This window comes from Campylobacter sp. BCW_6460 (genome assembly GCF_001762705.1).
GTDB lineage: Bacteria > Campylobacterota > Campylobacteria > Campylobacterales > Campylobacteraceae > Campylobacter_D > Campylobacter_D jejuni.
Map to the genome: position 1 here is coordinate 44,273 of NZ_MJXI01000041.1, position 24,209 is coordinate 68,481.

Sequence of the window (24,209 nt, forward strand, 5' to 3'; positions counted from 1 at the left end):
TTGATTGTAAAACCCAAAATATATTTAGTTTTAAAATAATACTTTATTGATACAAGTGATTGTTTTTTTATAAAATTAAATTTACAAAATGTTACATAAAATTTAAAATATTTTTTAAAAAAAATAATTATTTATAAATATTTTGCTAAAATAAAAGAGATATAATCTTGCAATTTTAAGGAAGAATAATGAATACTCCTAAATGGACTAGTCACGATACAAGGTGGGTTTTATCTCTTTTTGGAACAGCTATTGGAGCCGGTGTACTTTTGTTACCTATTAGTGCTGGGCTTGGTGGATTGATACCTTTGTTAGTTATACTTGTTTTAGCTTTTCCTATGACTTACTTAGCTCATAGAAATTTATGTCGCTTTGTGCTTTCAAGTTCTAATCCAAAAGATGATATTACTTTTGTTGCAGAAGGTTATTTTGGCAAAGGCGGTGGATTTTTAATTACACTTTTGTATTTTTTTGCTATTTTGCCTATTTTATTGGTTTATAGTGCTAATCTTACAACAACTTTGCTTGAGTTCTTAATCAATCAGTTTAATTTCAATGCAGATCTTACTCATGCTGCTCGTTGGTGGGTGAGTTTTTTGATTGTTGGAGTTTTGGTTTTGATTTCTATTCTTGGTGAAAATGTTGTAACAAAAGCAATGAGTTTTCTTGTTTTTCCTTTTATTATATTTTTATTTATTTTTTCATTGCTTTTAATTCCACAATGGAATTCATCATTATTTACAAATGTTGACTTTTCCGTAATTTCAACAAGTAATTTTTGGGTTACTTTATGGCTTGTTATTCCTGTGATGGTGTTTAGTTTTAATCACTCTCCTATTATTTCTTCACTTGCTTGTTATTGTAAAAAAGAATATGGTGATTATGCTGAGCCTCGCGCTAGAAAAATTATTTCTTTGGCAATTATTCTTATGGTTTTTGTTGTAATGTTTTTTGTTTTTTCTTGTGCTTTAACCTTTACACCAGAAGATTTTGCATCAGCAAAAGATCAAAATATCAATATTCTTACTTTTATAGCAAATAAATTTCCTGAAGTTTCTTTACTAGCTTATGTTGGGCCTATTGTTGCGCTTGTGGCCATTAGTAAAAGTTTCTTAGGGCATTATCTTGGTTCTCAAGAAGGCTTAAATGGTATTTTATATAAAGCAAGTAATGGTAAAATTCAAGGTAAATTCGCTCAAACTTTAACAGCGATCATTACCTTTGCTATCGCTTGGCTTGTTGCGTATAAAAATCCAAGTGTTATAGGAATTATTGAGGCTATTGGTGGTCCTGTTTTGGCTATTTTGCTTTTCTTGATGCCACTTTATTGTATTTATCGTTTTGATATTTTGGCAAGATTTCGTAATAAATTTTTAGATCTTTTTATTTTGGTAATGGGAATAGTTGCAATTTCTGCTGCAATTCACAATCTTTTATAAATTAAGGATAAAAAATGAGTAATTTAAGCATTTTTAAAATAGGTGTCGGTCCTTCTTCTTCTCATACTTTAGGGCCTATGCTTGCCGGAAATTTATTCTGTAAAAAAGTTGCTAAAAGGCTTGATGAAATTGATAGAGTTGAAGTCACTCTCTATGGTTCTTTGTCATTAACAGGTAAAGGACACTTGAGTGATAAGGCTGTAATTTGGGGGTTAAATGGCCTAGAAGCTAAAAATTTAAGCGCGGCAATACAAGATGAAGTAAATAAAAATGCTATTGAAAATGCTCAAATTGATTTTTGTGGAGAAAAAAAACTTTGTTTTAATTATGAAAAAGATTTGATATTTTCCAAAGATTTTCTACCTTTGCATGAGAATGGTATGAAAATTAAAGCTTATGATTGCAAAGGTGGGTTAGTTGATGAAGAAACTTATTATTCTGTAGGTGGAGGCTTTGTTTTAACAGCTGCACAATTAGAAAAAAAAGGCAAAAATTCCAACCAAAACAAAAAGAAAAAACTAGATATAGAGCTTAACAATGCAAAAGAAGCTTTAGAGCTTTGTGATAAAAGAGATTGGGATTTAGCAGAGCTTTCTTATCGTTATGAATTGCAATTTCACACTAAAGAGGAAATTCGTGCTTATTGTCTTGAAATTTGGGAAGTAATGCAAGAAGTGTATTATAATGGTACACATCCAAATGAAGATTATTTGCCTGGAAAACTTCATTTAAAACGTAGAGCTAAAGGGCTTAAAGAAAGAGTGGCGATGACAACTGATCCTATGGGCATTATCGATTTTATTTCTTTATATGCTATTGCGATTGCTGAAGAAAATGCTAGCGGAGCAAAGGTTGTAACCGCGCCAACAAATGGAGCATGTGCTGTTATCCCTGCTGTTATGCTTTATCTTAAAAATCATACTATAGGTTTTAGTGATGAAAAGGCTATAGAGTTTTTATTAACAGCAATGCTTATAGGTTCTTTTTATAAGAAAAATGCAAGTATTAGCGGAGCAGAAGCAGGCTGTCAAGCAGAAATTGGTAGTGCTAGTTCTATGGCAGCTGCAGCTATGGCAACAGTTTTAGGAGCTAATGCTTTTAAAGCATGTAACGCTGCTGAAATGGCAATGGAACATCATCTAGGTTTAACTTGCGATCCAGTTGCAGGACTTGTGCAAATTCCTTGTATAGAAAGAAATGCCTTTGGAGCTATTAAAGCCATAAGTGCTGCTAGAATGGCAATGACACGTAAATCTACTCCTATGGTAAGCCTTGATGAGGTTATAGAAACCATGTACGAAACAGGAAAAGATATGAATTATAAATACAAAGAAACTTCTTTAGGTGGTCTTGCTACAAATTTAAAAACAGTATGCTAAAGTGTTTTTACACTTTAGTGTATTTTTTCATCCTTTGACTTAAAAATTCTTTCATTTCTTCTTTGGAAAAACTTTTAAGAATACGAATTTGCTTAAAAAGCAAGCCAAGATTGATTGCTCCCATCACTAAAAGCAATAAGCAAATCATTAAAAAAACAAGATCTATGGCTCCAAATTCATTAATCATAGCCAAACTTGCAAAAAATACACTCGCTAATAATAAAAAAAATAAAAGCAATATTTGTTTTAATTTTGCCTCATTAAAATTATCACAATTTTGAGTGAAATTTCTAAAAAGTATGATCTTTTTACCCAAATTTGAAACTAAAATTTCATCATTTTCTTTAAATAAGCTTTCTTTTAAACTTTTATAAAAAAAGATTTCATTGTTTAAATTTAGAGCATCTTTGTAGCTTGATAAGGTGTAGTCTTTGTAAAAAAAGGATTTTAATTCATTTTTCTTTTCTATTTTAAATAATCTTAAATCATTTCTTGCATAAAAAAATCCACTAAAGTTCATAAATGCCATAAGTATCACTCCCTAAAAAATTCCTATAAAGTGGCTTGAAATTTAAAGGTATTGTAACATTTTTTTCATCATTTAAACTTGAACTTTGGAAAATCAAAAACATATCTATTTCATCTTTAAAGATTTTGAGAAAATTTTCTCCACCCTCATACATTAAAAATTTAGTCTCACTTGGAATTTGGGTATAAATTTGGCGGTTTGGAACTTTAAATAAAGGGATATTTTTATCAAAATTATCTATATTTTGACGGCTTAAGATACAAAGATTAGGCGCTTTTGCTTTGCAAAGCCTAGCATCTAGTATAGGGTGATCTTTTCTTATGGTTTCTCCACCGACTACAAGCAAATCAATCACTGCTCTAATTTTATGTGCATAAGTACGACTTAGCTCATTGCTTACGATTTTACCAAAAGGTGAGCCGTTCATAGAAAGGGCTAATTTAAAAAGTTTAAATTGCCCTTTTTGCCATTTTAAAAAAGGTTTTAAAAGTTTTTCCCCTTCTTCTTTAAGTATGTCAAATTCAACCTCTACACCTTGTTTTTTTAAAAACTCAGCTCCACCGCTTGCGATTTTATTTTCATCTTTAACGCTGATTAAAATTTTTTTAAAACCTAGCTCGCTAAAGAGCTTTGCGCAAGGAGGCGTTTTTCCTTGATGAAAGCAAGGTTCAAGTGTCACAAAAGCTATACTATCTTTAAATACACCTTGATGGTTTTTACAAATAAACTCATGTAAAGCGTTTGCTTCTTTAGGCAATGAAATTTCAGGTCTTAAGCTTTTAAAAGCATGAGCTATGGCATTAAGTTCTGCATGAGCCAATCCAGCTTTTTCATGAGCTTTTATGGCTAAAATTTTTTCATTTTTATCTAAGATTACACAGCCTACAGCCGGATTTGGATAGGTTAAAAACTGATATTTCCAAGCCTCATTTAAAGCTAAATTCATATAAAATTCTTTCATTTGCCTACCTTGTATTTTAAAATTTGACATATTTTTAAAATTTTATATTTTTGTTTTAAGATAATAAATTCTAAATTTTCCATTTGTATTTCTTATTTTTAATTATATTAGCCATAGTTTTTCTAAGTTTTTTAGGATATAACAAAAATAGTAAGACTGAAGTATTATTTTTCATTTGTAGTATCCTTTATAATTTCAGGAATGATATAATTGATAAATTAGAAAGTCTTGGTGGCCGGGAGAAAGGGATTCGAACCCCTGGAGGTGTGACCCTCAACGGTTTTCAAGACCGCCGCTTTCGACCACTCAGCCATCTCCCGATAAAGTAAAGTTTTGCCTTTTGGAGGCGACATCCGGATTCGAACCGGAGATCAAGGCTTTGCAGGCCCATGCCTTACCGCTTGGCTATGTCGCCCTGATAATGTTGAAAAAGTGGTGCCCGAGGCCGGACTTGAACCGGCACGGAAGAAAAATTCCGAGGGATTTTAAGTCCCTTGTGTCTACCAATTCCACCACCCGGGCGGGTGATTATGGAGCGGGAAACGAGATTCGAACTCGCGACCCCAACCTTGGCAAGGTTGTGCTCTACCCCTGAGCTATTCCCGCATAAATTTCTGAAAGAATTGAAGATAAAAGTATAACAAAATAAACTTAAAAGGAGTTTATTTTGCCTTAAGTTATTTGCAAATAAATAAAGCTTTTGCACTTAAAATTTGTTCTTTTTCGCCGATAATTGGAGATGAAAGTTCCATATTATCAGATTTCGTATTTAGCATTCTAGGTGCGATATTGGCATTTGTATTTACTTGTAAATTTTTCAATACACAAGTTTTATTAAGATCCAAAGAGTAAGTTTTTTCATATTCGTATGATGTTTTTAAAAGCTCTTTGTAGAGATTTTCTTTGTTGTTGTTTAGTGTATCTTTTGAAAATTTTGTTTGTATGGCTGGTGTTGAAACGCTGATGAAATTATTTTTAGCTATGATAGAATTGATATCATTTAAAAGCCTGTTAAAATCTGCAAGTTGGTTTTCTTTAAATTCACATTCTAAATTCGCATCAAATCTTTGGCCTTTTGGAGTTTGTATACCATCTTTATAGGAAAAATTAGGTTCTAAAGAAAAACTTCCTCCGCTACAAAAATTTTCTTTTTTTGAGCGTTCTAAAATTTGATTGAAAGTATTTGTGATTTCGGCTTTTTCACTATTGTCTAATGTGATTTTTGAACTTAAATTTTCATTTGCCCAAAAATTAATATTTGCATATAAAATATCGGGTTTTAGTGTATTTCCTACTTCTATATTTCTTGAAAAATATAAATCATGATTAGAGTCTTTTTTGCCTAAAAATTCTACATTAAAAACTACTCCCGCAACAAAAAGTAATAAACATAAAAAACCCACGCCTAAACCTTTAAAAAAAGCTAACATTTAATATCCTTATATAATTTAATTTTTAAAATTAATATCCTTTTTTAAAAAATTTTATAGGATTTTTGCATTTTTTACACTTAAATTTGGCATTATCACTCTGAATTTTTTTATGAATTCCAAAAGGTACATCATGCATTTGTCCTATACAATCACAAGTATAAAAATAAATAACTGCTTCATCTTCATCTCCATCTTTTATTTCTTCAAAGCTTATATCAGCTCCATCTTCAGAGCTTAAAGCTCCTATTCTCCATTGTTCTACTTTCATGTCTTCATAAAGTATATGTTCTAAAAGCCATTTTTTTACCATGGTATAAAGTTTTTCTTTTAAATCATTTGTAGTTTTTATGTTTTGAATGATTTCTACCATAGATTGAATAATTTCTTTGTGAATTCTACGATGTCTTTCAAAATCAGGATATCTAATAAATATCATGTATTTTTCTTCATCGTTAAAATGGTATTTCATGTAGTTAAAAAAATCTGTAAGTAAAATTTTAATTTCATTTCTATTTACAGGTTTATCAAAGATATGCTCAACTTTGGCTGCTAATTCAAATAGTTTTTTATGTTGATCATCAATTTTTCCATTTCGGACACTATAGCTTTTATCCCATTTTGGAAGCAAATTTTATCCTTTGTAAGTTTTCTCTTCGCTTTTGACAAAAATCAAAAGTTTGTGACATTTTTTACATTTCATAACTTTACCATCATTCATTACACTTACATGGTCTTTAAAAGTTAATCTATGGTTTATTTGACATGGGCAAGAATAAATAAATTCAAAATTTTCTTCATACATCATAATTTGTTCTTGAATCTGTTCTCGGTTAATTGGAGCTCGTGTTTTTTCTTGATCTTTTATTAAATTCTCATTAATCCAAGTAACTATCATTACATCATGGCTTAGTATATGTTTAGATAGCCAGTTTGACATAATTGAATATAATTTTTCTTTAAGGTCGTTTGTAGTTTTTATATTCTGTATTAGTTGAGACATTTCATAGATAATATTTTTATGCATTTGTTTGTGTTCATAAAGACGCGGATACTGAATGCTTTGCATAAATTCTTCTTCGTCATGAAAATGTTCCTTCATATAAGTAAAGAGTTCAATTAAAATTTCTTTTAATTCATCTCGTTTAACAAATTTAAAAACAGCATTTTCAACTTGTGCTGCCAGCTCAAAAAGTCTTTTATGCTGAGTATCGATTTTTTGATTATTGATGTTATAGCGCTCATCCCAAATAGGGATTAGTCTTTACCATCCATTTTTCCAATCCTTGGAATTCATTTAAATCATATGGTAAAATTATATCAAAAATTTTGATTTTATAAAACATTTTTAATGGTAAAAAATATAATAAATTATATGCTTACAAAAGTTTTAAAATTTTTTGTTATACTCTCATTTATGCAAAAAAAAGAGCTTGAAAAACTACAAGAAAATTTACTTCTTTGGTATGAAAAAAATGGACGCAAAACTCTACCTTGGCGTAATTTACAAAGTCAAAATTGTGATGAAAGTTTAAAGCATATTGATAGAGCCTATGGGGTTTATATCAGCGAAATTATGCTTCAGCAAACTCAAGTTAAATCAGTTTTAGAAAGGTTTTATTTCCCCTTTTTGCAAAAATTTCCTACTTTAGAAAGTTTGGCTAATGCTAATGAAGATGAGCTTTTAAAGACTTGGCAAGGGCTTGGCTACTACACTCGTGCTAGAAATTTAAAAAAGGCAGCCTTAGAATGCATGGATAAGTTTGAAGCTAAATTACCCAAAGAAGTTGAGGATCTAAAAAAATTAAGCGGTATAGGAGCTTATACAGCAGGCGCTATAGCTTGTTTTGGCTATGATCAAAAAGTTTCTTTTGTTGATGGTAATATACGCCGTGTGTTTTCTCGTCTTTTTGCTTTAGAAAATCCTAGTATGAAAGAACTTGAAAAAAGAGCTAAAGAGCTTTTAAATTTAAATCATGCCTTTGATCACAACCAAGCTTTGCTTGATATAGGGGCTTTGGTTTGTGTGAGTAAAAATGCAAAGTGTGGAATTTGTCCTTTGTATGATTTTTGTCAAGGTAAATTTAATACAGAGCTTTATCCAAGAGTTAAAAAAATACTTTATGAGAGTTTAAATTTAAATCTTTTTTTGTTTGAATTTAATAAAAAATTTGCGATACAGAAAAGCCAAGATAAGCTTTATAAGGGTATGTATAATTTTCCTTTTTTTAAAGAAGGAGAGTATAAACTTTCTAAAGATATGAGTTTTATAGGGGAGTTTAAGCACGGCTATACTAAGTATAAACTTCATATCAAGGTTTATCATCAAATTTTAAACAATGAAAATAAAAATTATGAATTTAAAACCTTAAAAGAGTTAGAAAGTACCGCGCTTTCGGCACTTTCTTTAAAAGCGTTAAAAATTAATTAAGCTCTGATTTTTTAGGCAAGCATAAAGTAGCTATAAGCATGATGATTGTAAAAATAGCTATATAGATAAAAAAGCCATTTTCTATACCTGCATTTTTAAATTGCAAAGCAACCCAAGGAGCAGATCCTCCAAAAACAGCATTTGCAATAGCATAACCTAAACCTGTCCCTAAAGCTCTTACATGTTCAGGAAAAAGTTTTGCTTTAAAAATCCCCGCAACTGAAGTATAAAAACTTAAAATAACAAACAATAATACCACTAACATAAATGTCAAAGAAGAATTATTTTGTGCGTTATTGGCTATAAGTGAAAAAATAGGATAAATTCCTACCAATGCCAAAATACAAAATACAATTAAAGATCGTTTGTGACCTATTTTATCTCCTATATATCCAAAAAGAGGTTGAATGATCATTAGTATAAATAAAGCACCTAAGAAAAGATTATTAACAAGCATTTTATCCATACCCGTATTTTCCATAAAAGTTTTAGTATAAGTTGTAATAGTATAAAAAGCTAAAGAACCTCCAGAAGTAACTCCAAGCACCATTAAAAAAGGTTTCCAAGATTTACATAATGCTTTTAAAGTACCACGATCTTCATGCTGGTGAAGTTTTGTAGCACTTTCATTCATCATTTTTCTTACAAAAAGCGAGCCTAGTGCTAAAATTCCACCTATTACAAAAAGTATTCTCCAAGCATAATCTTTCATATCATCAATGCTAAAAAATAAAAACATTATACTAATGCTTGCAACGGCCAAAAGTTGACCGCCTATTAGGGTTACATACTGAAAAGATGAGTAAAAACCGCGTTTTCCTTCTGTAGCAAGTTCTGAAAGATAAGTAGCTGCTATGCCATACTCCCCGCCTACACTAAGACCTTGAATGAGTCTTGCTATTAAAAGTAAGATAATAGCAAGATCTCCCACTGTATCTTTGCTTGGTAAGGCTGCTATCATAAAAGAGCCCAAAGCCATTAAAACCACTGATATAACCATAGATTTTTTACGACCTACTTTATCAGCTAAAGAGCCAAAAAGCCAAGAACCTATAGGACGCATAAAAAACCCTGCTGCAAAAACCCCAAAGGCATTGATTTGCTGGATAACAGGATTATCTGAAGTTGAAAAAGTATGAGCAAAATAAGTTGCTGTAAAAGCATAGATATAAAAATCAAACCACTCTACTAAATTTCCGCTACTTGCAGCAATAATAGAGCGAATTTTTTTCGTGCGAGTAAGCTCTTGCATAAACCCTTCCTTAATTTTAGATTTTTATTTAAGTATAGTGTGATTTTTGTTTAATATATTTAAAAATAAAGAAGAGAAATAAAAAAGATAAAAATATCGATAAAAATGTTACATATTTTAATAAATTTCATAAATTTTGGTAAAATGTTTACTCTAGGAAATATAATGAAATTTAAAAAAATATATATAGAATTAAGCGATATTTGTGGTTTAAAATGTGATTTTTGTCCTTCTCAAAAAGGAATTCGCGGGGTAATGAGTGAAGAAAAATTTCAAAACTTAGCTTATGAAATTTCTAATAAAGCTGAGCTTTTTACCTTTCATCTTTTGGGCGATCCTTTGCTTTTACCTAATTTGGAAAATTATCTAAAAATCGCAAAAGATGAAGCTATGAAACTTGAAATCACTACAAGCGGCTTTTATTTAAATTCTAAAAATCAAGCTTTATTGTTAGGGTATGAGAATATCCATCAAATCAATATTTCTTTAATGTCTTTTTTAAGTCAAAGCAAAATTTCTTTAGAACAGTATTTTAAGCCTATTTTAGAACTTTGCAAAAAGCATTTAGAGCAAAAAAGCCTTTCTTTTATCAATCTAAGACTTTGGAATTTAGATGCTAATTTTAAAGCACCTAAGTCAAATTTAAAAATTTATGAGTTTTTAGCTAAAGAATTTGAAGTTAAGATCGATACAAACTTAAGTAAAAATCGCTTGCAAAGACATATTTTGCTTCATCAAAATAAACTTTTTAAATGGCCAAATTTAAAAGATGAACCCCTTTATAAAAAAGGAAAATGTCATGCTTTAAAAGAGCAAATTGGGATTTTAAGTGATGGAAGTTTAGTGCCTTGCTGTTTGGATACTAAAGCAGATATTAACTTGGGAAATGTTTTTGAAAATAACTTTGATAAGCTTTTTAAATCACCGCGTATAAAGATGATGAAAAAAGCTTTTGAAGAAGATAAACGCATAGAAAAACTTTGTCAAACTTGCGAATTTTTTAAAGCAAGATTGGGTGATTAAAAATTGTTATTTTCTAGCTTTGTTTTAAATTCTTGAATTCTATCTATTATCTTAGGACTAAGGCGTAATAATATATGTGTATCTTTGTTAAAATAAATACTTCCTGTTTTAACTGCTTTGGTATTTTTCAATAAAGCATTTGTATCTAAAAGATTGTTTTTGGCATTCATTCCAAGAATGAGTATGTCTGGATTTTGTTTCAGTATATATTCTGCTGATATAACAGGTCTTGAAATTTGACTTTGCGGACTTAAATTTTTAATCCCTATGAGTCTTAAAATATCAGCTATTAAAGAATTATCATTAAAGGCCATTAAAGGGTTGCTAGAATAAAGATAAATCGCACTTTTATTTAAGGGTTTATCGCTTAATTTTTTTAAATTTTGGGTAAATTCTTGTTCTAAAAGCTCCGCTTCTTTTTCTTTTTTGGTGATTTGGCCCAAGGTTGTGATATTTTTTGTTATATCTTCTAAACGCTCGGCTTTTAAATTGATACTTTTGATACCAAAATTTTTAAGTCCTTCTTCTAAATTTAAAGAATAAGAGCTTAAAATCACCAAACTTGGTTTTAGTGCTACTATTTTTTCAAGTGAAGGATTTGAAAAAGTGCCTACGCTTGTAAGTTTTGAGGTTTGATCTTTAGGATAGATATTTGAGTGTTGTAAAGTGGCAATGCCTACGATTTGATCTTCAGCCTTAAGCATAAAAAGGGTTTCTATGCTTGCAGGATCAAGCACTACAAGGCGTTCTTTTGCATTTAGTGTGATTAAAAACAAACTCATAATAATTAAAATTTTTTTCATTTTTTCTCCTTTAAAGCTAAAATATAAGGTTTAGAATTTTTATAAATAATCTCACAGTTTAAATCATAAATTTCTTTTAAAATTTCTTGAGTAAAAAGCTCTTTGCTCGTTCCAAAATACTTTATCTCCCCTTCTTTTAAAAAAAGGATTTTATCGCAGAACATAGAAGCTAAATTTAAATCATGCAAGATAGAAACAACGGCTATATTTTTTTCTTTAACTAGTTTTTCGCAAAGAGTTAAAAGCTCTATAGCATAGTTTAAATCAAGGGCTGAAGTAGGTTCATCTAAAAAAAGAATTTTTGGCTTTTTAAGCAAAGCTCTTGCTAAAAGCATTCTTTGAAATTCACCCCCACTTAAAGAAAGTATGCTTCTTTCTAGAAAATTTTCAAGTCTTAAATCCTTAGCAAATTCTTTAATTTCTAAAATATCTTCTTTAGAATAAGAACTAAAAGCGTGTTTTAAATTCGCATATTTGCTCATTAAAAGCACATCGATGACTTTTAAAGGGGTGTTTAATTCTGATTTTTGAGGCACAAAGCCACAAATTTTGGCAAATTCTTTAAGAGAAAAATCTTTGATATTTGTGTTAAAAAGACTTATCTCTCCTTTATTTGGACTTAAATTTTTAAGTATAAGTTTTAAAAGAGTGCTTTTGCCCGAGCCATTTGGCCCTAAAATTCCTATAAAAGCTTGGTTTTTAAGTTCTAAATGAATGTTTTTTAGTAAATCTTTTTGGTGATAAGCAAAGCTTAAATCTTGTATTTTTAGCATTATAAAAATCTCCTAGCGCTTAAAGTCAAATATAAAAAAATAGGAGCTCCAAAAAATGCAGTTAGGATTCCAATCGGAATTTGCACAGGGGCTAAAAGAGTTCTTGCTAAAGTATCACAAATAAGTAAAAATAATCCTCCAAATGCTGTACATAAAGGGATAACTAAGGCATTATCATAATTTTTAAGCAAAAGTCTTATAGTATGAGGAATGATGAGTCCAACAAAGCCTATAAGTCCGCTAAAAGCAACCGCAAAAGATACAGCCAAAGATGAGACGATGAGTAAATTTATCTTTAATTTTTGAGCATTTACCCCTAGATTTCTAGCTTCATCATCTCCGCTTAAAAGTATGTTTAATTCGTTTTTATGAGCGTAAAAATAAAACAAACAAAAAATTAAAGGCAAGATTAAAATTCCCACACGAAACCAAGAAGCATTGCCTATATTTCCCATAAGCCAAGCGACTATTTTAAAAGAATCCTCGCCTATAAGATAAGTGAAAAAAGAAGTAAAAGCTCCTAAAAAAGATGAAGCTGCTATGCCGATAATGAGTAAAGTTGCTATAGAAGCTTTAGAAGAAATTTTAAAAACTCCTAGGGCAAAAAAGGCAGAGCAAACAAAACCTAAAATTCCATAATAATAATCATTCAATTTTAACAAATACGCCAAAACCGCTCCAAAGGTTGCCGCAGAAGCTATACCTATGATATAAGGATCAGCTATAGGATTTGAAAATACATTTTGAGTGATAGCCCCACTACTAGCTAAAAGCATACCGATTAAAATCGCCATTATAATGCGTGGCAAGCGTCCATCTATGATGATTTGTCTTAAAATTTCATCTTGGCTAAAGATATATGAAAAAAGTTCTTTTGGGTTTAAATTCTCATCTCCTAAGCAAAGTGCTGTAAAAGAAGCGATTATATAAGCTACAAAAAGCCCTATAATCACTAAAATTTTAGAATGCGTATTTAAATTCAACATAGTAGTTTCTGCCATTTCCAACTAGGTATTGATCATTTATACTGTCTTGATAGGTGTAGTATCTTTTATCGAAAAGATTGCGAATTCCTGCTAAAATTTGTAATTTTTTATAATTATATTTCATACCAATATCTGTTAAAAAATAATCCCTTATCCAAGAATTTTTAGACATTTTTCCTGTATTTTCATCTATGGTTCCACCATCTTTTGCTCTAGAAAAATAGGTTAGATCAATAAAATTTGAGAAATTTTTATTCCAAGCGTATTCGAGTCCAGCTGTGGCTTTGATTTTTGAAACATAAGGAATTCTCATGCCGTCATTAACACCTTTAGAAATTTTAGCATCAAGATAAGTTAGACTTTCTCTAAAGATTAAATCATCATCTAAGAAATTTTGACTCAGGCTTAATTCTACTCCTAAACGGCGAGTTTGATCTATATTATAATATTTCCACCAAGATCCACTAGTAGAATGAGGGTTTCCAAGATAAGAAATTTCATCTTTGCTTAGGGTGTAAAATAAAGTTAGATTAAAGCCGTAAAAATCCCACCAAAAATCATCAATTCCTAGTTCAAAGGTGTCAAAGATCTCAGCTTTTAGGTTCGACGAATAATAGGGTGGTATTCCACTACTAGTGTTGTTGTTGCGATTGACAAACTGAGCAGGTGTAGGAGAAACAAAACCTCTTTCGTATTTAAGATAAAGATTGCCTGTGTCAGAGTATTTAAAGTTAGGAGTGATTTCAAAAGCAAAATTATTGGTGTTTTTATTGGTATCAAAAAGGGTTGTTGAGTCTATAATATTAGATGATGGGGGTCGGGGTATGTTCATACTCATTTCATTTCTATAAGATCTATCGGTATTATAAGTGCTAAATTCATATCTAGCTCCACCGGATAAAGTAAAAAATTCATTAAAATTATGAGAATCAAGAGCGAAAATAGAATGGCTTTGTTTAGTCATATCCATTAAAGTTGTCATCCTGTGATAATTTATGACACCTGGAACGCTATAATACACCAAACTCTTTCTTTTTGCATCATGGTTTGTAAATTCATAACCAAAAATAAAATAAGAATTATTTGCATAATTTAGTTTGTTTTTTAAACTTATCCCTGTAAGTGTGTCTTCAAAACCACTTCCATTTTGATAAGCTGTAGTTCCCATCATAGAAATTTCATCTTTTAGATAATTGATCTTTTGATTTTGCCAAAAAGCTTCTAGGTTAAATTCCCATATATCATCAAAATAGTAATGATAATCCAAAGAAATTTCAGGGCGATTGATTTGTGTGATATTGTCACTATTGCCTTTTTGGGTTGGATCGCTTTGAGCTTGTGCTTTTGTTAGATAGCCACTGCTGGTATTTTTGCTTTTAAAATAATTATAACCCAAAGTTAAATCGCTATTATCATTGATATCAATATAGGTTTTTGTGTTGATAAAATAACCTTTTTCATTATAACCTTCTTGATATCCATCAAGGTTAAAACTTTGTATATCAAAGCTAAAAGCTAAATTTTCATTTATTTGTTTGGCGCCATTGATACCTAAATTTCCACCTAGTCCACCATGATCATAAGCACTGCTTTTTAAATTTATAGCAAAAGCATCTGATTTTTGTTTTTTTGTAATGATATTAATCACGCCCCCTCTAGTACCACTTCCATAAAGCACAGAACCACCCCCAGGTATGATTTCTATGCGTTCTACATTATCTAAATTGATACTATCTAGTGGGGTCACACCATGGGAATTATCAAGAACATTAATAGCACGCCCATCGATCATAACTTTTACAGCTATATTGGATTTATCTCCTTGTCCACGCATATCTATATTGCGTCCAAGTCCAAAATTTACAAAACTAATGCCTGAAATTCTTTCTAAGGCTTGTTCTAAGGAAACATAACCTTTATTTTGCAGATCTTTACCTTCTATGCTGATTACATTGCGTAAATTTGAGTCCGCATCTTGCTCAAAACCTGTTGCACTAACAACAACTTTTTGTAGATTGATGGCTTCATTTGATTCTTGCGCATTTAAATTAGTTATTAGCAATAATGCAAATAAAGATAATTTAAAAGCTTTTTTATTTGGGTGCAAATTTTACTCCTTAAATAAAATAAATAATGATAATTTATATCATAATAATTTAGAACGAAATTTATCCTTTATTAACTTAATTTAGTATAAATTTTTGTTAAAATAGATAATTTTTATATTTTAAGTTATTTTTAATTTGATAATTGATACCATTTTTTTTAATATTTTATTTTAAAATCAAGAAAGGATAAAAATGAATTTTGAAAGCATTATTTCTCATATGAATGATCATCATAAATCAAATTTAGTTGATCTTTGTAAAAAATTTGGTGGTATTGAGCAAGTGCAAGATGTTTTTCTAAAAAGTGTTGATTTTAATGGCTTGGATCTTGTTTACAATGATAAAGAAAATTTACGAGTGGAATTTCCTAAAAAAGCCGATGAAAACACGATTAAAGATACTATAATATCCCTTTGCATGAGTGCAAAGAGCGAGCAAAATTTTAGTGGCGTAGAAAAAGAATTAAATGAATTTATGCTAAGTTTTAATTCTGTAGCTTTGGCAACTTTAAATGCAAATGGAGAAGTTGTTTGCTCGTATGCACCTTTTGTAAGCACACAATGGGGAAATTATATTTATATAAGTGAAGTAAGTGAACATTTTAACAACATCAAAGTAAATCCAAACAATATAGAAATAATGTTTTTAGAGGATGAGAGTAAAGCTGCTTCTGTTATACTTCGCAAAAGATTGCGCTATAGAGTAAATGCAAGCTTTTTAGAGAGAGGTGAAAGATTTGATCAAATTTATGATGAGTTTGAAAAACAAACCGGAGGAGAAGGAGGCATTAAAACTATACGCAAGATGCTTGATTTTCATCTAGTAAAGCTTGAATTTAAAAAAGGACGCTTTGTAAAAGGTTTTGGTCAAGCTTATGATATAGAAAATGGAAATGTTTTACATGTAGGTGCTAGTGGAAATCCACATAAATTCCCACATAAGCATTAATTTATATAAAATCTTATAAATTTTGTTCTTGTAAAGCTTGGGCTTGATGATGAGTGATTAAAGGTTCTATGATTTCATCAAAAAGCCCATCTTGCATAATGGCATCTAAGCGATATAAAGTAAGATTTATTCTATGATCACTGATACGATTTTGTGGAAAATTGTAAGTGCGAATGCGTTCGCTTCTATCTCCGCTTCCTACTTGTGATTTTCTTGCTTCGCTTTCTTTTGCTAGTCTTTCACTCTCTTGCATTTCATAAAGCCTTGCTTTTAGGACTTTCATCGCACTTTCTTTATTTTTGTGTTGGCTTTTTCCATCTTGATTGACTACAACTATACCTGTAGGGATATGAGTGATACGAACAGCTGAATCAGTAGTATTTACACTTTGTCCACCATGTCCTGAAGATCGCATCACATCAACTTTAAGATCGTTTGGATTGATTTCAATTTCTATATCATCAACTTCTGGCATTACTGCCACGGTGATAGCAGAAGTATGCACGCGTCCTTGGGATTCTGTTTGAGGAACTCTTTGAACACGGTGCGTTCCACCTTCATATTTAAGTCTTGAATAAGCCCCTGTTCCTTTAACAAGCATGATGATTTCTTTAAATCCACCTACACTTCCTTCGCTAGAACTTACAATCTCAAGTTTATAGCCACGATTTTCAGCATATCTTGCATAAGCTTTTACAAGATCTCCTACAAATAAAGATGCCTCATCTCCACCTGTGCCTGCACGAATTTCAAGAAAAATATTTCTTTCATCATTGGGATCCTTAGGAAGAAGTAAAATTTTAATCTCTTCTTCAAGTTTCGGTTTTAATTCTTCTAAAGTTTTTAGTTCTTCTTTTGCAAGTTCCCCAAGTTCTGGATCGTTTAGCAAAGCTTTATTTTCTTCTATATTGTCTAAAGTTTTTAAATACTCTTTAGCTTTTAAAACGATAGGTTCTAAATTTTTTTGTTCTTTAGAGAGTGTAGTCATTTTACTGATATCGTTGAGTATATCAGAACTGCTAAGAAGAGAATTTAACTCTTCAAAGCGTTTTAAAAAAGGATCTAGTTTGCTAGCTAACATTAAAAATTATATAGAAAATTATGCGATTTTATTTACTAAAAGGGCTAAGCGGCTTACACGGCGAGAAGCAGTTTGTTTTTTAATGAAACCGCGACTTACCATAGCATGAATGCTTTTATTAGCTACTTTTAAAGCTTCATTAGCAGCATTTTTATCTCCATTTGCTGCAGCTTCTCTTACGGCTTTAGTTATATTTTTAAGTCTTGTTCTATAGAATCTATTTCTTTCTGTTTTTTTAATAGTTTGTCTTGCTCTTTTTTCAGCAGATTTATGGTTTGCCATTTATATTTTCCTTTTTTGAAATTAAAGACTAAATTATATAAGAATAAAATTTAAAATTTAATTAATTTAAGCAAAATTTCAAAATAAATCTTTTAAATTTATATCCCAAAAAACTAAATTAAATTTAAGTAAAAATCCATAAATTACCGCACTTAAAAGTCCAGCAAACAATCCTGCTAGCATATCATCAAGCATTACACCTAGTCCGCCTTTGACTTTTTTATCTATCTTGCCAATAATAGAAGGTTTTGTAATGTCAAAGAGTCTAAATAAAACAAAAGCCAAAATAAAATTGACTATTGAGTTTTCGACACTTGCTGCAATAGCACAAGCAAGAAAAACCCCAGCAACTTCATCGATAACTATGTGTTTGTCATCGTGAATTCCTGTTTTTTTTTCATAATCATCTATAACACGAATACTTGCAACAAAAATTAAAATGCTTAGTAAAAACAAAGTATTAATCCCAAGATATTTAAGTATAAAAAAAGCAGGTATTAAAGCAGCGATAGTACCAAAAGTCCCACTTGCCTTTTTTATAGAACCTGAATAAAAAAAAGTTAAAAATAATTTTTGCATTTTGTTACACCATATAAGACATTTGATGAATTTCTAAAAGTTTTTGATAAAATTCTTCATCATTTTTGTATTCTAAAATTCCATCAGTTGGAAAAAGCTCATTATAAATTTTTTGCATATTTTTTAATCTATTTGGAAAAAGAGAAGTTAAGATAACACTAGATACTTCCTTGCGCATGAAAATTGCTGGAGGAATGATACCCGCTCTTAACAAATCTTTTAAAGACTGAGAATTATAGTGCAAATGGTGATGACAACCATGAGGGCAAGATCTTGTGCTAACAATCATGCGACATTGATCGCAAAATACAAATTCAGGCAAAACAATCACTTCTATGCCATAATCCTTGGAAAAATCATCAAGTATGGTTTTTGGTTGATTATCATCATAAAACATTCCAAGTCCTGTATGATTTTGTCCTACTACTAGTTTGGTACAACCTAGACTTTTTGCGATAATGCTTTCTAAGCCAGGATTTAAATGGGCGTGAAAAATATTAATATTTTTTAATGGAAAAATGAAAATTCTATCCGGTGGAAGATAGTTTTGAATAAATTTTTTCAAATAAGCTTCTTTAAGTTCGAATTCAAACCCATTTGCATCAAAAGATTCTACAAGAAAAACTACAACTAAATCTGCTTTATCAATAGTCCAACGAAACATTCTTTCATGGGCACGATGCAAAGGATCAAAACTTGAAACTATAGCGGTAATTTTTTGTGCATTAAGATTGTTTTTGATTTGTTGAAAATTTTCTTTTATTTTTTTAATTTGAGAATTATAAATTTCTATTTTTCCACTTATGCAAGTTGTCCCCATATCTTCTAAAGAGCAAGTGTTAGGACTGAAAATATCAGAAAAATTTTTATTATTTTTAAATTGGCTTTTAAAATCTATATGTCCTACTACTTTTTCATCTAGTATTAGATCGATTCTATCGCCAGATTTTATATCATTTACTGCTTCTTCAGCATTTTTTGGTGCAAAGCTTAAGGGATAGGGAAAACTTTCTCCTTTAAATTTTCTTGATTTAATGATTTCATTGACTTCTTTTTCATTCATTAAATGAGTGCAAGTACCTAATAAACCTTCTTTAATAAGTGATAAGATGCCAAATTGATTTTGATCTATGGTAATGTTTTTATTTTTTCTTGCTGATTTCATATTTCTTCCTTTTTTCCCATAAAGATTTACGTGAAATGCCTAATTTTTTTGAAAGATCAGTATCAGGAAATATATTTTGGTAGTTTATAATAACATATTTTACATACTCATCTATGGTTAAAATTTCATTGCTATCGATATTTTTTTCATTATCATTTAAATTAATACAGTTTATTTTTAAATCATCTGTATTTGAATTGGTATGCAAAATAACATTTTTGTTTTGTATAAAATCTAGGAGTTTTTCCTTTTCTGTTGCTTTTAATGCTTGAAAATTACTTAAAAATAAAAGATTGTTTTCTGTGGGAAGTTTCATAACTTTTTCAACTGAATTTGTAGATGTTAAATCAATAAAAGAAAGAGTAATGTCACATTCATTTGCATAATTAAAAACAAAAGCATCAGCACTGCTTTGCTTGTTGGATTTTAATATCAATGGAAGTTTTAATTTTTTATAATTATACTCTGGAATTTTGATTGTTTCTAATCTTGATTTGATGTAGCTTTGATAAGCTTTATTAAGGATTGAAAGTTTTCTAAAATCTTGATAATGCTTTATTTTTCTAATCAGCTCTTCTATCATAAAGGGTTTTTGAATGTAATCACTAGCACCTAATTTCAAAGGATTTGAAACTGTATCTGTACTTATATAAGAAATAAGCAAAATAATAATACTATGTTTAAACTGACCTACGGCTTTTAGAAAATTATTAGTATTTGTAGAAAGCAGTACAATATCATAGTATTTTTCACCATTATATTCATCAAACGAGTTGATAATTTCACAGCTATATCCAGCATCACTTAGTTTAATGCTAATGCTTTGTGCTAGATAAATTTCATTTTCAATAATTAAAACTTTCATAATCTTGTCCAATCAAAATATTTTAAATTTACACTACTAAGCACCGCCATACCTTCTTTTCTTCCAATAAAACCCAATTTTTCCGTTGTTGTGGCTTTAACATTGATTCTAAATTCATCCAAGTCTAAAGTATGAGCTATATTGCTTTGCATAGCTTGTTTAAAGTCTTTAAGTTTAGGGCTTTGTGCCATGACGCAAATGTCTATATTAATGAGTTCAAAACCTATTTCTCTGACTTTATCATAAGCCTGTTTTAAAAGCTCCATGGAGTTGGCATTTTTAAATTTCATATCAGTATCAGGATAAAGCTCTCCTATATCTCCAAGTCCTGCAGCACCTAAAATCGCATCGGTTAAAGAGTGAGCTAAAACATCTCCATCGCTGTGTGCTTTAAGCCCCATAGTAGGATGAATTTGCACTCCTGCTAAAAGCAAAGGGCGATTCTCTCCAAATTCATGCACATCAAAACCATTGCCAGTAAAAATTTCAAAGCTAGGTGTAGGCAAATCAAGCTTTTTAAGATCTTCTTTAAAGGTTAGTTTTCTTGCATTTTCTTCACCTTCAACAAACCAAATTTTTCCACCCATTGCAGCTATAGCTGTGCTATCATCTGTAAATTCTAGGTTTTGATCCAAGGCTTTTTTAAGTAATTTGGTTTTAGAAATTTGCGGGGTTTGAATGAGTTTGATTTTTTCTCTTTGTAAGGCTTCATTGTTAAAAAGCGTTGTATCTGCAACTTTTAAAGCAGGGGTAATACAATCTGCTTTATCTAAATTTTCAATCAAACGCTCAAACAAATTTTTACTCACCAATACCCTTGCTACATCGCTTACCATAACAAATTCACTATCTATGAGCTCTAAGGCTTTTTTTAAGGATTCTGCTCTGGTATCACCACCTTCTATGAATTCATAGTTTTTAGTAAATTTTTTCATATAAGCGATATTACTAGAAGTAACAACTATTTTTTTAAAAGGATAAAAAGAGCTTAAATTTTTTGTTGCATAAAGCCAAAGAGGGTCATTTCCAAGTCGTAAAAATTGTTTTTTTACCTTTGCGTCAAAACGAGTAGAATTTCCAGCTGCTAACATAATGAGGCTCATTTCACTCATTTTTTCATTCCTCTTTTTAATATTGTTGGTTTTTATAATGTTACCATATTATACACTTATAAAAAGCTAAATTTTATCATTTTATTAGTAAAATTGATTTTTTTAAAAAACAAGGAAAAGACATGAAAGAACAAATTTTAGAGAAATTAAAAACTGTAAAATATCCTGGCTTTGAAAAGGATATAGTGAGTTTTAATTTTGTAAAAGATATTAAAATTCAAGATGATGGTGTATTTATTGATATAGAAATCGTTTCAGCAAATCCTGAAGTAGCTAATGAAATTCGTAAAAATGTTACTGAAGCTTTATCGAGTTTGGCTTTAAAAAGTATTGAACTTAATATCATTACTCCAAAAATTCCTGAAGAAAAAAGTAATTCAAGAAGTGGAAAAAATATCGCTCCACAAGTAAAAAATTTCATCATGGTTTCAAGTGGAAAAGGTGGTGTGGGCAAATCTACAACTACAGTAAATTTAGCAATTTCTATGGCTAAAATGGGAAAAAGAGTAGGTATTTTAGACGCGGATATTTATGGGCCAAATATTCCAAGAATGCTAGGTGAAACCAAAACTCAGCCTGAAGTAGTAGGGCAGAGATTAAAGCCTATTTTAACTCATGGTGTTTATATGATGAGTATGGGGGTTTTGATTGAAGAGGGTCAAGGTCTTATGTGGCGTGGAGCTATGATTATGAAAGCAATCGAGCAACTTTTAGCTGATGTGATTTGGCCTGAACTTGATGTATTGTTTTTAGATATGCCTCCAGGAACAGGCGATGCACAAATTACTTCTGCACAAAGTATTCCTATTACTGCAGGAGTTTGTGTAAGCACACCTCAAACCGTATCTTTAGACGATAGCAAAAGAGCTTTAGATATGTTTAATAAGCTTCACATTCCTATAGCGGGTGTGATTGAAAATATGAGTGGATTTTTATGTCCTGATAATGGTAAAGAGTATGATATTTTTGGCAAAGGAACGGCTGAGGATATGGCAAAAGCTTATAAAAGTGAAGTTTTAGCGCAAATTCCTATAGAAATGATAGTAAGAGAAGGTGGAGATGAAGGCAAGCCTGTGAGTTTTTATCACCCTGAAAGTGTGAGTTCAAAGCGTTATTTAATGGCGGCTGAAAAAATTTGGAGCTTTATAGAAAAGATTAACAATGAAGGTGGTGCGGATAATTCTGCTATACAACCTGTGATGAATGGAAAAAGTGCGTGTTCGCATTAAAAATTAAGTGGATAAGGAAAAGAAAATGATTAATACTAAAGAAGATTTTTTACTTTTAATCAAACAAATTGAGCAAAAAAGTGGTTATAAAAAACCTAAAGCTTTTGGTATAGCAAGGCTTGATAGAGGACAGCTAAATAAAAATAAAATCTTGCAAGCAAGTTTTGCTTTAATTAATTACGAGCAAAATTTTGGCTCAGCGGCAATCATGCTTGAAGCTTTTATGCAAAGGGGTGCGGAGATTGATTTTAATGCGAGTGAGTTTGTGCAAACTTTGAAATTAGAAGATATTGATTTTGCACTTTCTTGTTTTAAACCTTTTTTAGAAGAAGAGGGGCATCAAAATATTGATTTATTAAAGATTATCAAAGATAAATTTAAAGATGGTGAGTTTGCTTTTGTTTGTCTTTTTGAGGATAAAGAACCTTTAAGTGTAGAAAGTGTTTATCTAAAACTTTATTTGCTTTCTACTAAAAAAGTGCCTTTAAGAAGTATCAATCTAAATGGAGCTTTTGGACTTTTAAGCAATGTAGCTTGGAGCGATGATAAACCTATCGAGCTTGAGTATTTAAGAGCAAATGAAATGCGTTTAAAAATGAGCAATCAATATCCAAAAATCGATTTTGTTGATAAATTTCCAAGATTTTTAGCACATATTATCCCTGAGGATAATACAAGAATTTTAGAAAGTTCTAAAGTAAGAATGGGTGCATCTTTAGCAGCAGGAACAACCATCATGCCAGGGGCAAGTTATGTGAATTTTAATGCAGGTACAACAGGAGCTTGTATGGTTGAAGGGCGTATTAGTTCAAGTGCTATAGTAGGAGAAGGTTCTGATGTAGGTGGCGGAGCTTCGATTTTAGGTGTTTTAAGTGGAACAAGTGGTAATGCTATAAGCGTAGGCAAGGCTTGTCTTTTAGGGGCTAATTCAGTGACAGGAATTCCTTTAGGGGATAATTGTATAGTTGATGCAGGTATTGCGGTGCTAGAAGGAACGAAATTTTTACTCAAAGATGCCGAAGAACTTGCTAAACTTAATCCTTATTTTAATTTTGATAAAGAAATTTACAAAGGCTTAGAGCTTAAAGGTTTAAATGGACTACATTTCCGTCAAGATTCTATAAGTGGTGCTATGATAGTAGCTTTAAATAAAAAAGCAGTCAAACTTAACGAAGCCTTGCATTGATATAAATTCATTTACATAAAGCTTTAAGCTTTATGCCTTTCTTTCAACTTTGAAATCACATCTGAGAAACTAAGATTTGCATCTGCAAGTAAAACACTTAAATGATACATTAAATCCGCTGCTTCACAAATAAGCTCTTCTTTATCTTTTACTGTCGCTGCTAAAGCTGTTTCTACGCCTTCTTCACCAACTTTTTGTGCGATGCGTTTTGTGCCACTTTTGAAAAGTTTTGCTGTATAAGAAGTATGTTCATCGGCATTTTTGCGTGCATTGATAAGCTTTTCAAGTCTGGCTAGAAAAACAAAATCCGCATTTTTAGAAATTTTTTCAAAACAAGAAATATCGCCCGTATGACAAGTAGGTCCTACAGGATTTGCTAAAATTAAAAGCGTGTCATTATCACAATCTAAGCTTAAATCTACGATATTTAAGAAATTTCCACTTTCTTCACCCTTCATCCAAAGACGCTGTTTTGTGCGTGAAAAAAAGACTACTTTGCCACTTTCTAAGCTTTTTTCTAAGGCTTCATTATTCATAAAGCCTAGCATTAAAACTTCACAAGTTTTTGCATCTTGGATGATGACAGGTAAAAGATGATCCACTTTTTGCCAAGCAATTTTTTCATTAAGTTCTTTGAAATTTTGCATA

The 24,209-nt window shown here is 30.6% G+C and carries 24 protein-coding genes and 4 tRNA genes; 7 read left to right on the forward strand and 21 right to left on the reverse strand.

What is annotated here, in order from left to right; all coding sequences use genetic code 11:
* Positions 1-188 precede the first annotated feature (188 nt).
* Both AJ881_RS08775 and AJ881_RS08780 read left to right on the forward strand, forming a co-directional pair.
* On the forward strand, positions 189-1,439 hold the full coding sequence (locus AJ881_RS08775; RefSeq protein WP_070283264.1) for an aromatic amino acid transport family protein: 1,251 nt from the start codon (positions 189-191) through the stop codon (positions 1,437-1,439).
* Between the two features lie 14 nt (positions 1,440-1,453).
* A complete protein-coding gene (locus AJ881_RS08780) occupies positions 1,454-2,818 on the forward strand; it encodes an L-serine ammonia-lyase (protein WP_053872419.1) in 1,365 nt (454 codons plus the stop codon).
* A 7-nt stretch (positions 2,819-2,825) separates the two neighbouring features.
* Here AJ881_RS08780 and AJ881_RS08785 read toward each other — a convergent pair whose 3' ends face one another.
* The 9 genes from AJ881_RS08785 to AJ881_RS08825 form a co-directional block, all read right to left on the reverse strand.
* The gene (locus AJ881_RS08785) at positions 2,826-3,347 is read right to left on the reverse strand and encodes a hypothetical protein (RefSeq protein ID WP_052949868.1); all 522 of its coding nucleotides are present in this window, start codon (positions 3,345-3,347) and stop codon (positions 2,826-2,828) included.
* The gene (gene ribD, locus AJ881_RS08790) at positions 3,328-4,338 is read right to left on the reverse strand and encodes a bifunctional diaminohydroxyphosphoribosylaminopyrimidine deaminase/5-amino-6-(5-phosphoribosylamino)uracil reductase RibD (protein ID WP_079463296.1); all 1,011 of its coding nucleotides are present in this window, start codon (positions 4,336-4,338) and stop codon (positions 3,328-3,330) included. Before ribD ends, AJ881_RS08785 begins: the two co-directional genes overlap by 20 nt.
* A 202-nt stretch (positions 4,339-4,540) precedes the next feature.
* A tRNA-Ser gene (locus tag AJ881_RS08795) sits at positions 4,541-4,628 on the reverse strand.
* 21 nt (positions 4,629-4,649) lie between these two features.
* Positions 4,650-4,723, reverse strand: a tRNA-Cys gene (locus AJ881_RS08800).
* An 18-nt stretch (positions 4,724-4,741) separates the two neighbouring features.
* Positions 4,742-4,830: transfer RNA gene (locus AJ881_RS08805), tRNA-Leu, on the reverse strand.
* A 9-nt stretch (positions 4,831-4,839) separates the two neighbouring features.
* Positions 4,840-4,914 (reverse strand) — tRNA-Gly (locus AJ881_RS08810).
* A gap of 71 nt (positions 4,915-4,985) precedes the next feature.
* Entirely contained in the window at positions 4,986-5,738 is a 753-nt protein-coding gene (locus AJ881_RS08815; protein WP_002871238.1) for a hypothetical protein, read from the reverse strand.
* 31 nt (positions 5,739-5,769) lie between these two features.
* On the reverse strand, positions 5,770-6,369 hold the full coding sequence (locus AJ881_RS08820; RefSeq protein ID WP_052949861.1) for a bacteriohemerythrin: 600 nt from the start codon (positions 6,367-6,369) through the stop codon (positions 5,770-5,772).
* 3 nt (positions 6,370-6,372) lie between these two features.
* Positions 6,373-6,996, reverse strand: coding sequence for a hemerythrin family protein (locus AJ881_RS08825; RefSeq protein ID WP_070285359.1), 624 nt, complete (start codon positions 6,994-6,996; stop codon positions 6,373-6,375).
* 159 nt (positions 6,997-7,155) lie between these two features.
* Here AJ881_RS08825 and mutY point away from each other — a divergent pair, with 159 nt between their 5' ends.
* Positions 7,156-8,169, forward strand: coding sequence for an A/G-specific adenine glycosylase (gene mutY / locus AJ881_RS08830; protein ID WP_070283290.1), 1,014 nt, complete (start codon positions 7,156-7,158; stop codon positions 8,167-8,169).
* On the opposite strand, the gene AJ881_RS08835 is transcribed toward mutY, so the two are convergent.
* A complete protein-coding gene (locus AJ881_RS08835; protein WP_052949859.1) occupies positions 8,162-9,421 on the reverse strand; it encodes an MFS transporter in 1,260 nt (419 codons plus the stop codon). The two genes, mutY and AJ881_RS08835, sit on opposite strands and share 8 nt — an antisense overlap.
* Positions 9,422-9,586: 165 nt before the next feature.
* Between AJ881_RS08835 and AJ881_RS08840 the strand changes: the two genes are divergently transcribed.
* Positions 9,587-10,444: a radical SAM/SPASM domain-containing protein gene (locus AJ881_RS08840; protein ID WP_044278227.1), complete on the forward strand. Its 858-nt coding sequence runs from the start codon at positions 9,587-9,589 to the stop codon at positions 10,442-10,444.
* Here AJ881_RS08840 and AJ881_RS08845 read toward each other — a convergent pair.
* Genes AJ881_RS08845 through AJ881_RS08860 form a run of 4 tightly spaced genes read right to left on the reverse strand, consistent with a single transcriptional unit; the run spans position 10,441 to position 15,113 of the window.
* Positions 10,441-11,247, reverse strand: coding sequence for an ABC transporter substrate-binding protein (locus tag AJ881_RS08845; RefSeq protein WP_070283263.1), 807 nt, complete (start codon positions 11,245-11,247; stop codon positions 10,441-10,443). The two genes, AJ881_RS08840 and AJ881_RS08845, sit on opposite strands and share 4 nt — an antisense overlap.
* Positions 11,244-12,020 (reverse strand): ABC transporter ATP-binding protein, encoded by a 777-nt coding sequence (locus AJ881_RS08850; RefSeq protein ID WP_002871290.1) that lies wholly within the window; start codon positions 12,018-12,020, stop codon positions 11,244-11,246. Before AJ881_RS08850 ends, AJ881_RS08845 begins: the two co-directional genes overlap by 4 nt.
* Positions 12,020-13,006, reverse strand: coding sequence for a FecCD family ABC transporter permease (locus tag AJ881_RS08855; protein WP_070283262.1), 987 nt, complete (start codon positions 13,004-13,006; stop codon positions 12,020-12,022). The genes AJ881_RS08850 and AJ881_RS08855 overlap by 1 nt, the downstream gene beginning before the upstream one ends.
* A complete protein-coding gene (locus tag AJ881_RS08860; RefSeq protein WP_070285360.1) occupies positions 12,981-15,113 on the reverse strand; it encodes a TonB-dependent receptor in 2,133 nt (710 codons plus the stop codon). Before AJ881_RS08860 ends, AJ881_RS08855 begins: the two co-directional genes overlap by 26 nt.
* A 193-nt stretch (positions 15,114-15,306) precedes the next feature.
* Between AJ881_RS08860 and AJ881_RS08865 the strand changes: the two genes are divergently transcribed.
* Positions 15,307-16,062 carry a HugZ family heme oxygenase gene (locus AJ881_RS08865; RefSeq protein ID WP_070283260.1) on the forward strand — a complete coding sequence of 252 codons (756 nt, stop codon included), beginning with the start codon at positions 15,307-15,309 and terminating at the stop codon, positions 16,060-16,062.
* A gap of 13 nt (positions 16,063-16,075) precedes the next feature.
* On the opposite strand, the gene prfA is transcribed toward AJ881_RS08865, so the two are convergent.
* From prfA to AJ881_RS08895, 6 genes are all read right to left on the reverse strand, one after another.
* Positions 16,076-17,143 carry a peptide chain release factor 1 gene (prfA, locus tag AJ881_RS08870; RefSeq protein ID WP_002858952.1) on the reverse strand — a complete coding sequence of 356 codons (1,068 nt, stop codon included), beginning with the start codon at positions 17,141-17,143 and terminating at the stop codon, positions 16,076-16,078.
* An 18-nt stretch (positions 17,144-17,161) separates the two neighbouring features.
* Positions 17,162-17,425, reverse strand: coding sequence for a 30S ribosomal protein S20 (rpsT, locus tag AJ881_RS08875; RefSeq protein WP_002856547.1), 264 nt, complete (start codon positions 17,423-17,425; stop codon positions 17,162-17,164).
* A gap of 78 nt (positions 17,426-17,503) precedes the next feature.
* Positions 17,504-18,004, reverse strand: coding sequence for a phosphatidylglycerophosphatase A (locus AJ881_RS08880; RefSeq protein ID WP_002858951.1), 501 nt, complete (start codon positions 18,002-18,004; stop codon positions 17,504-17,506).
* A gap of 4 nt (positions 18,005-18,008) precedes the next feature.
* Positions 18,009-19,169 carry a sulfate adenylyltransferase gene (locus tag AJ881_RS08885; protein ID WP_052858807.1) on the reverse strand — a complete coding sequence of 387 codons (1,161 nt, stop codon included), beginning with the start codon at positions 19,167-19,169 and terminating at the stop codon, positions 18,009-18,011.
* The gene (locus AJ881_RS08890; protein ID WP_002866587.1) at positions 19,147-20,034 is read right to left on the reverse strand and encodes a response regulator; all 888 of its coding nucleotides are present in this window, start codon (positions 20,032-20,034) and stop codon (positions 19,147-19,149) included. Before AJ881_RS08890 ends, AJ881_RS08885 begins: the two co-directional genes overlap by 23 nt.
* Complete coding sequence (locus AJ881_RS08895; protein ID WP_044794390.1) at positions 20,031-21,146, reverse strand: bifunctional 2-C-methyl-D-erythritol 4-phosphate cytidylyltransferase/2-C-methyl-D-erythritol 2,4-cyclodiphosphate synthase; 1,116 nt, start codon at positions 21,144-21,146, stop codon at positions 20,031-20,033. The genes AJ881_RS08890 and AJ881_RS08895 overlap by 4 nt, the downstream gene beginning before the upstream one ends.
* 122 nt (positions 21,147-21,268) lie before the next feature.
* Between AJ881_RS08895 and AJ881_RS08900 the strand changes: the two genes are divergently transcribed.
* Together AJ881_RS08900 and AJ881_RS08905 are read left to right on the forward strand one after the other, a co-directional pair.
* Positions 21,269-22,375: an Mrp/NBP35 family ATP-binding protein gene (locus AJ881_RS08900; protein WP_070283259.1), complete on the forward strand. Its 1,107-nt coding sequence runs from the start codon at positions 21,269-21,271 to the stop codon at positions 22,373-22,375.
* Between the two features lie 25 nt (positions 22,376-22,400).
* Positions 22,401-23,561: a tetrahydrodipicolinate N-succinyltransferase N-terminal domain-containing protein gene (locus tag AJ881_RS08905; RefSeq protein WP_070209923.1), complete on the forward strand. Its 1,161-nt coding sequence runs from the start codon at positions 22,401-22,403 to the stop codon at positions 23,559-23,561.
* A gap of 23 nt (positions 23,562-23,584) precedes the next feature.
* Here AJ881_RS08905 and hisIE read toward each other — a convergent pair whose 3' ends face one another.
* Positions 23,585-24,208: a bifunctional phosphoribosyl-AMP cyclohydrolase/phosphoribosyl-ATP diphosphatase HisIE gene (hisIE, locus tag AJ881_RS08910; RefSeq protein WP_060816468.1), complete on the reverse strand. Its 624-nt coding sequence runs from the start codon at positions 24,206-24,208 to the stop codon at positions 23,585-23,587.
* Position 24,209 lies beyond the last annotated feature (1 nt).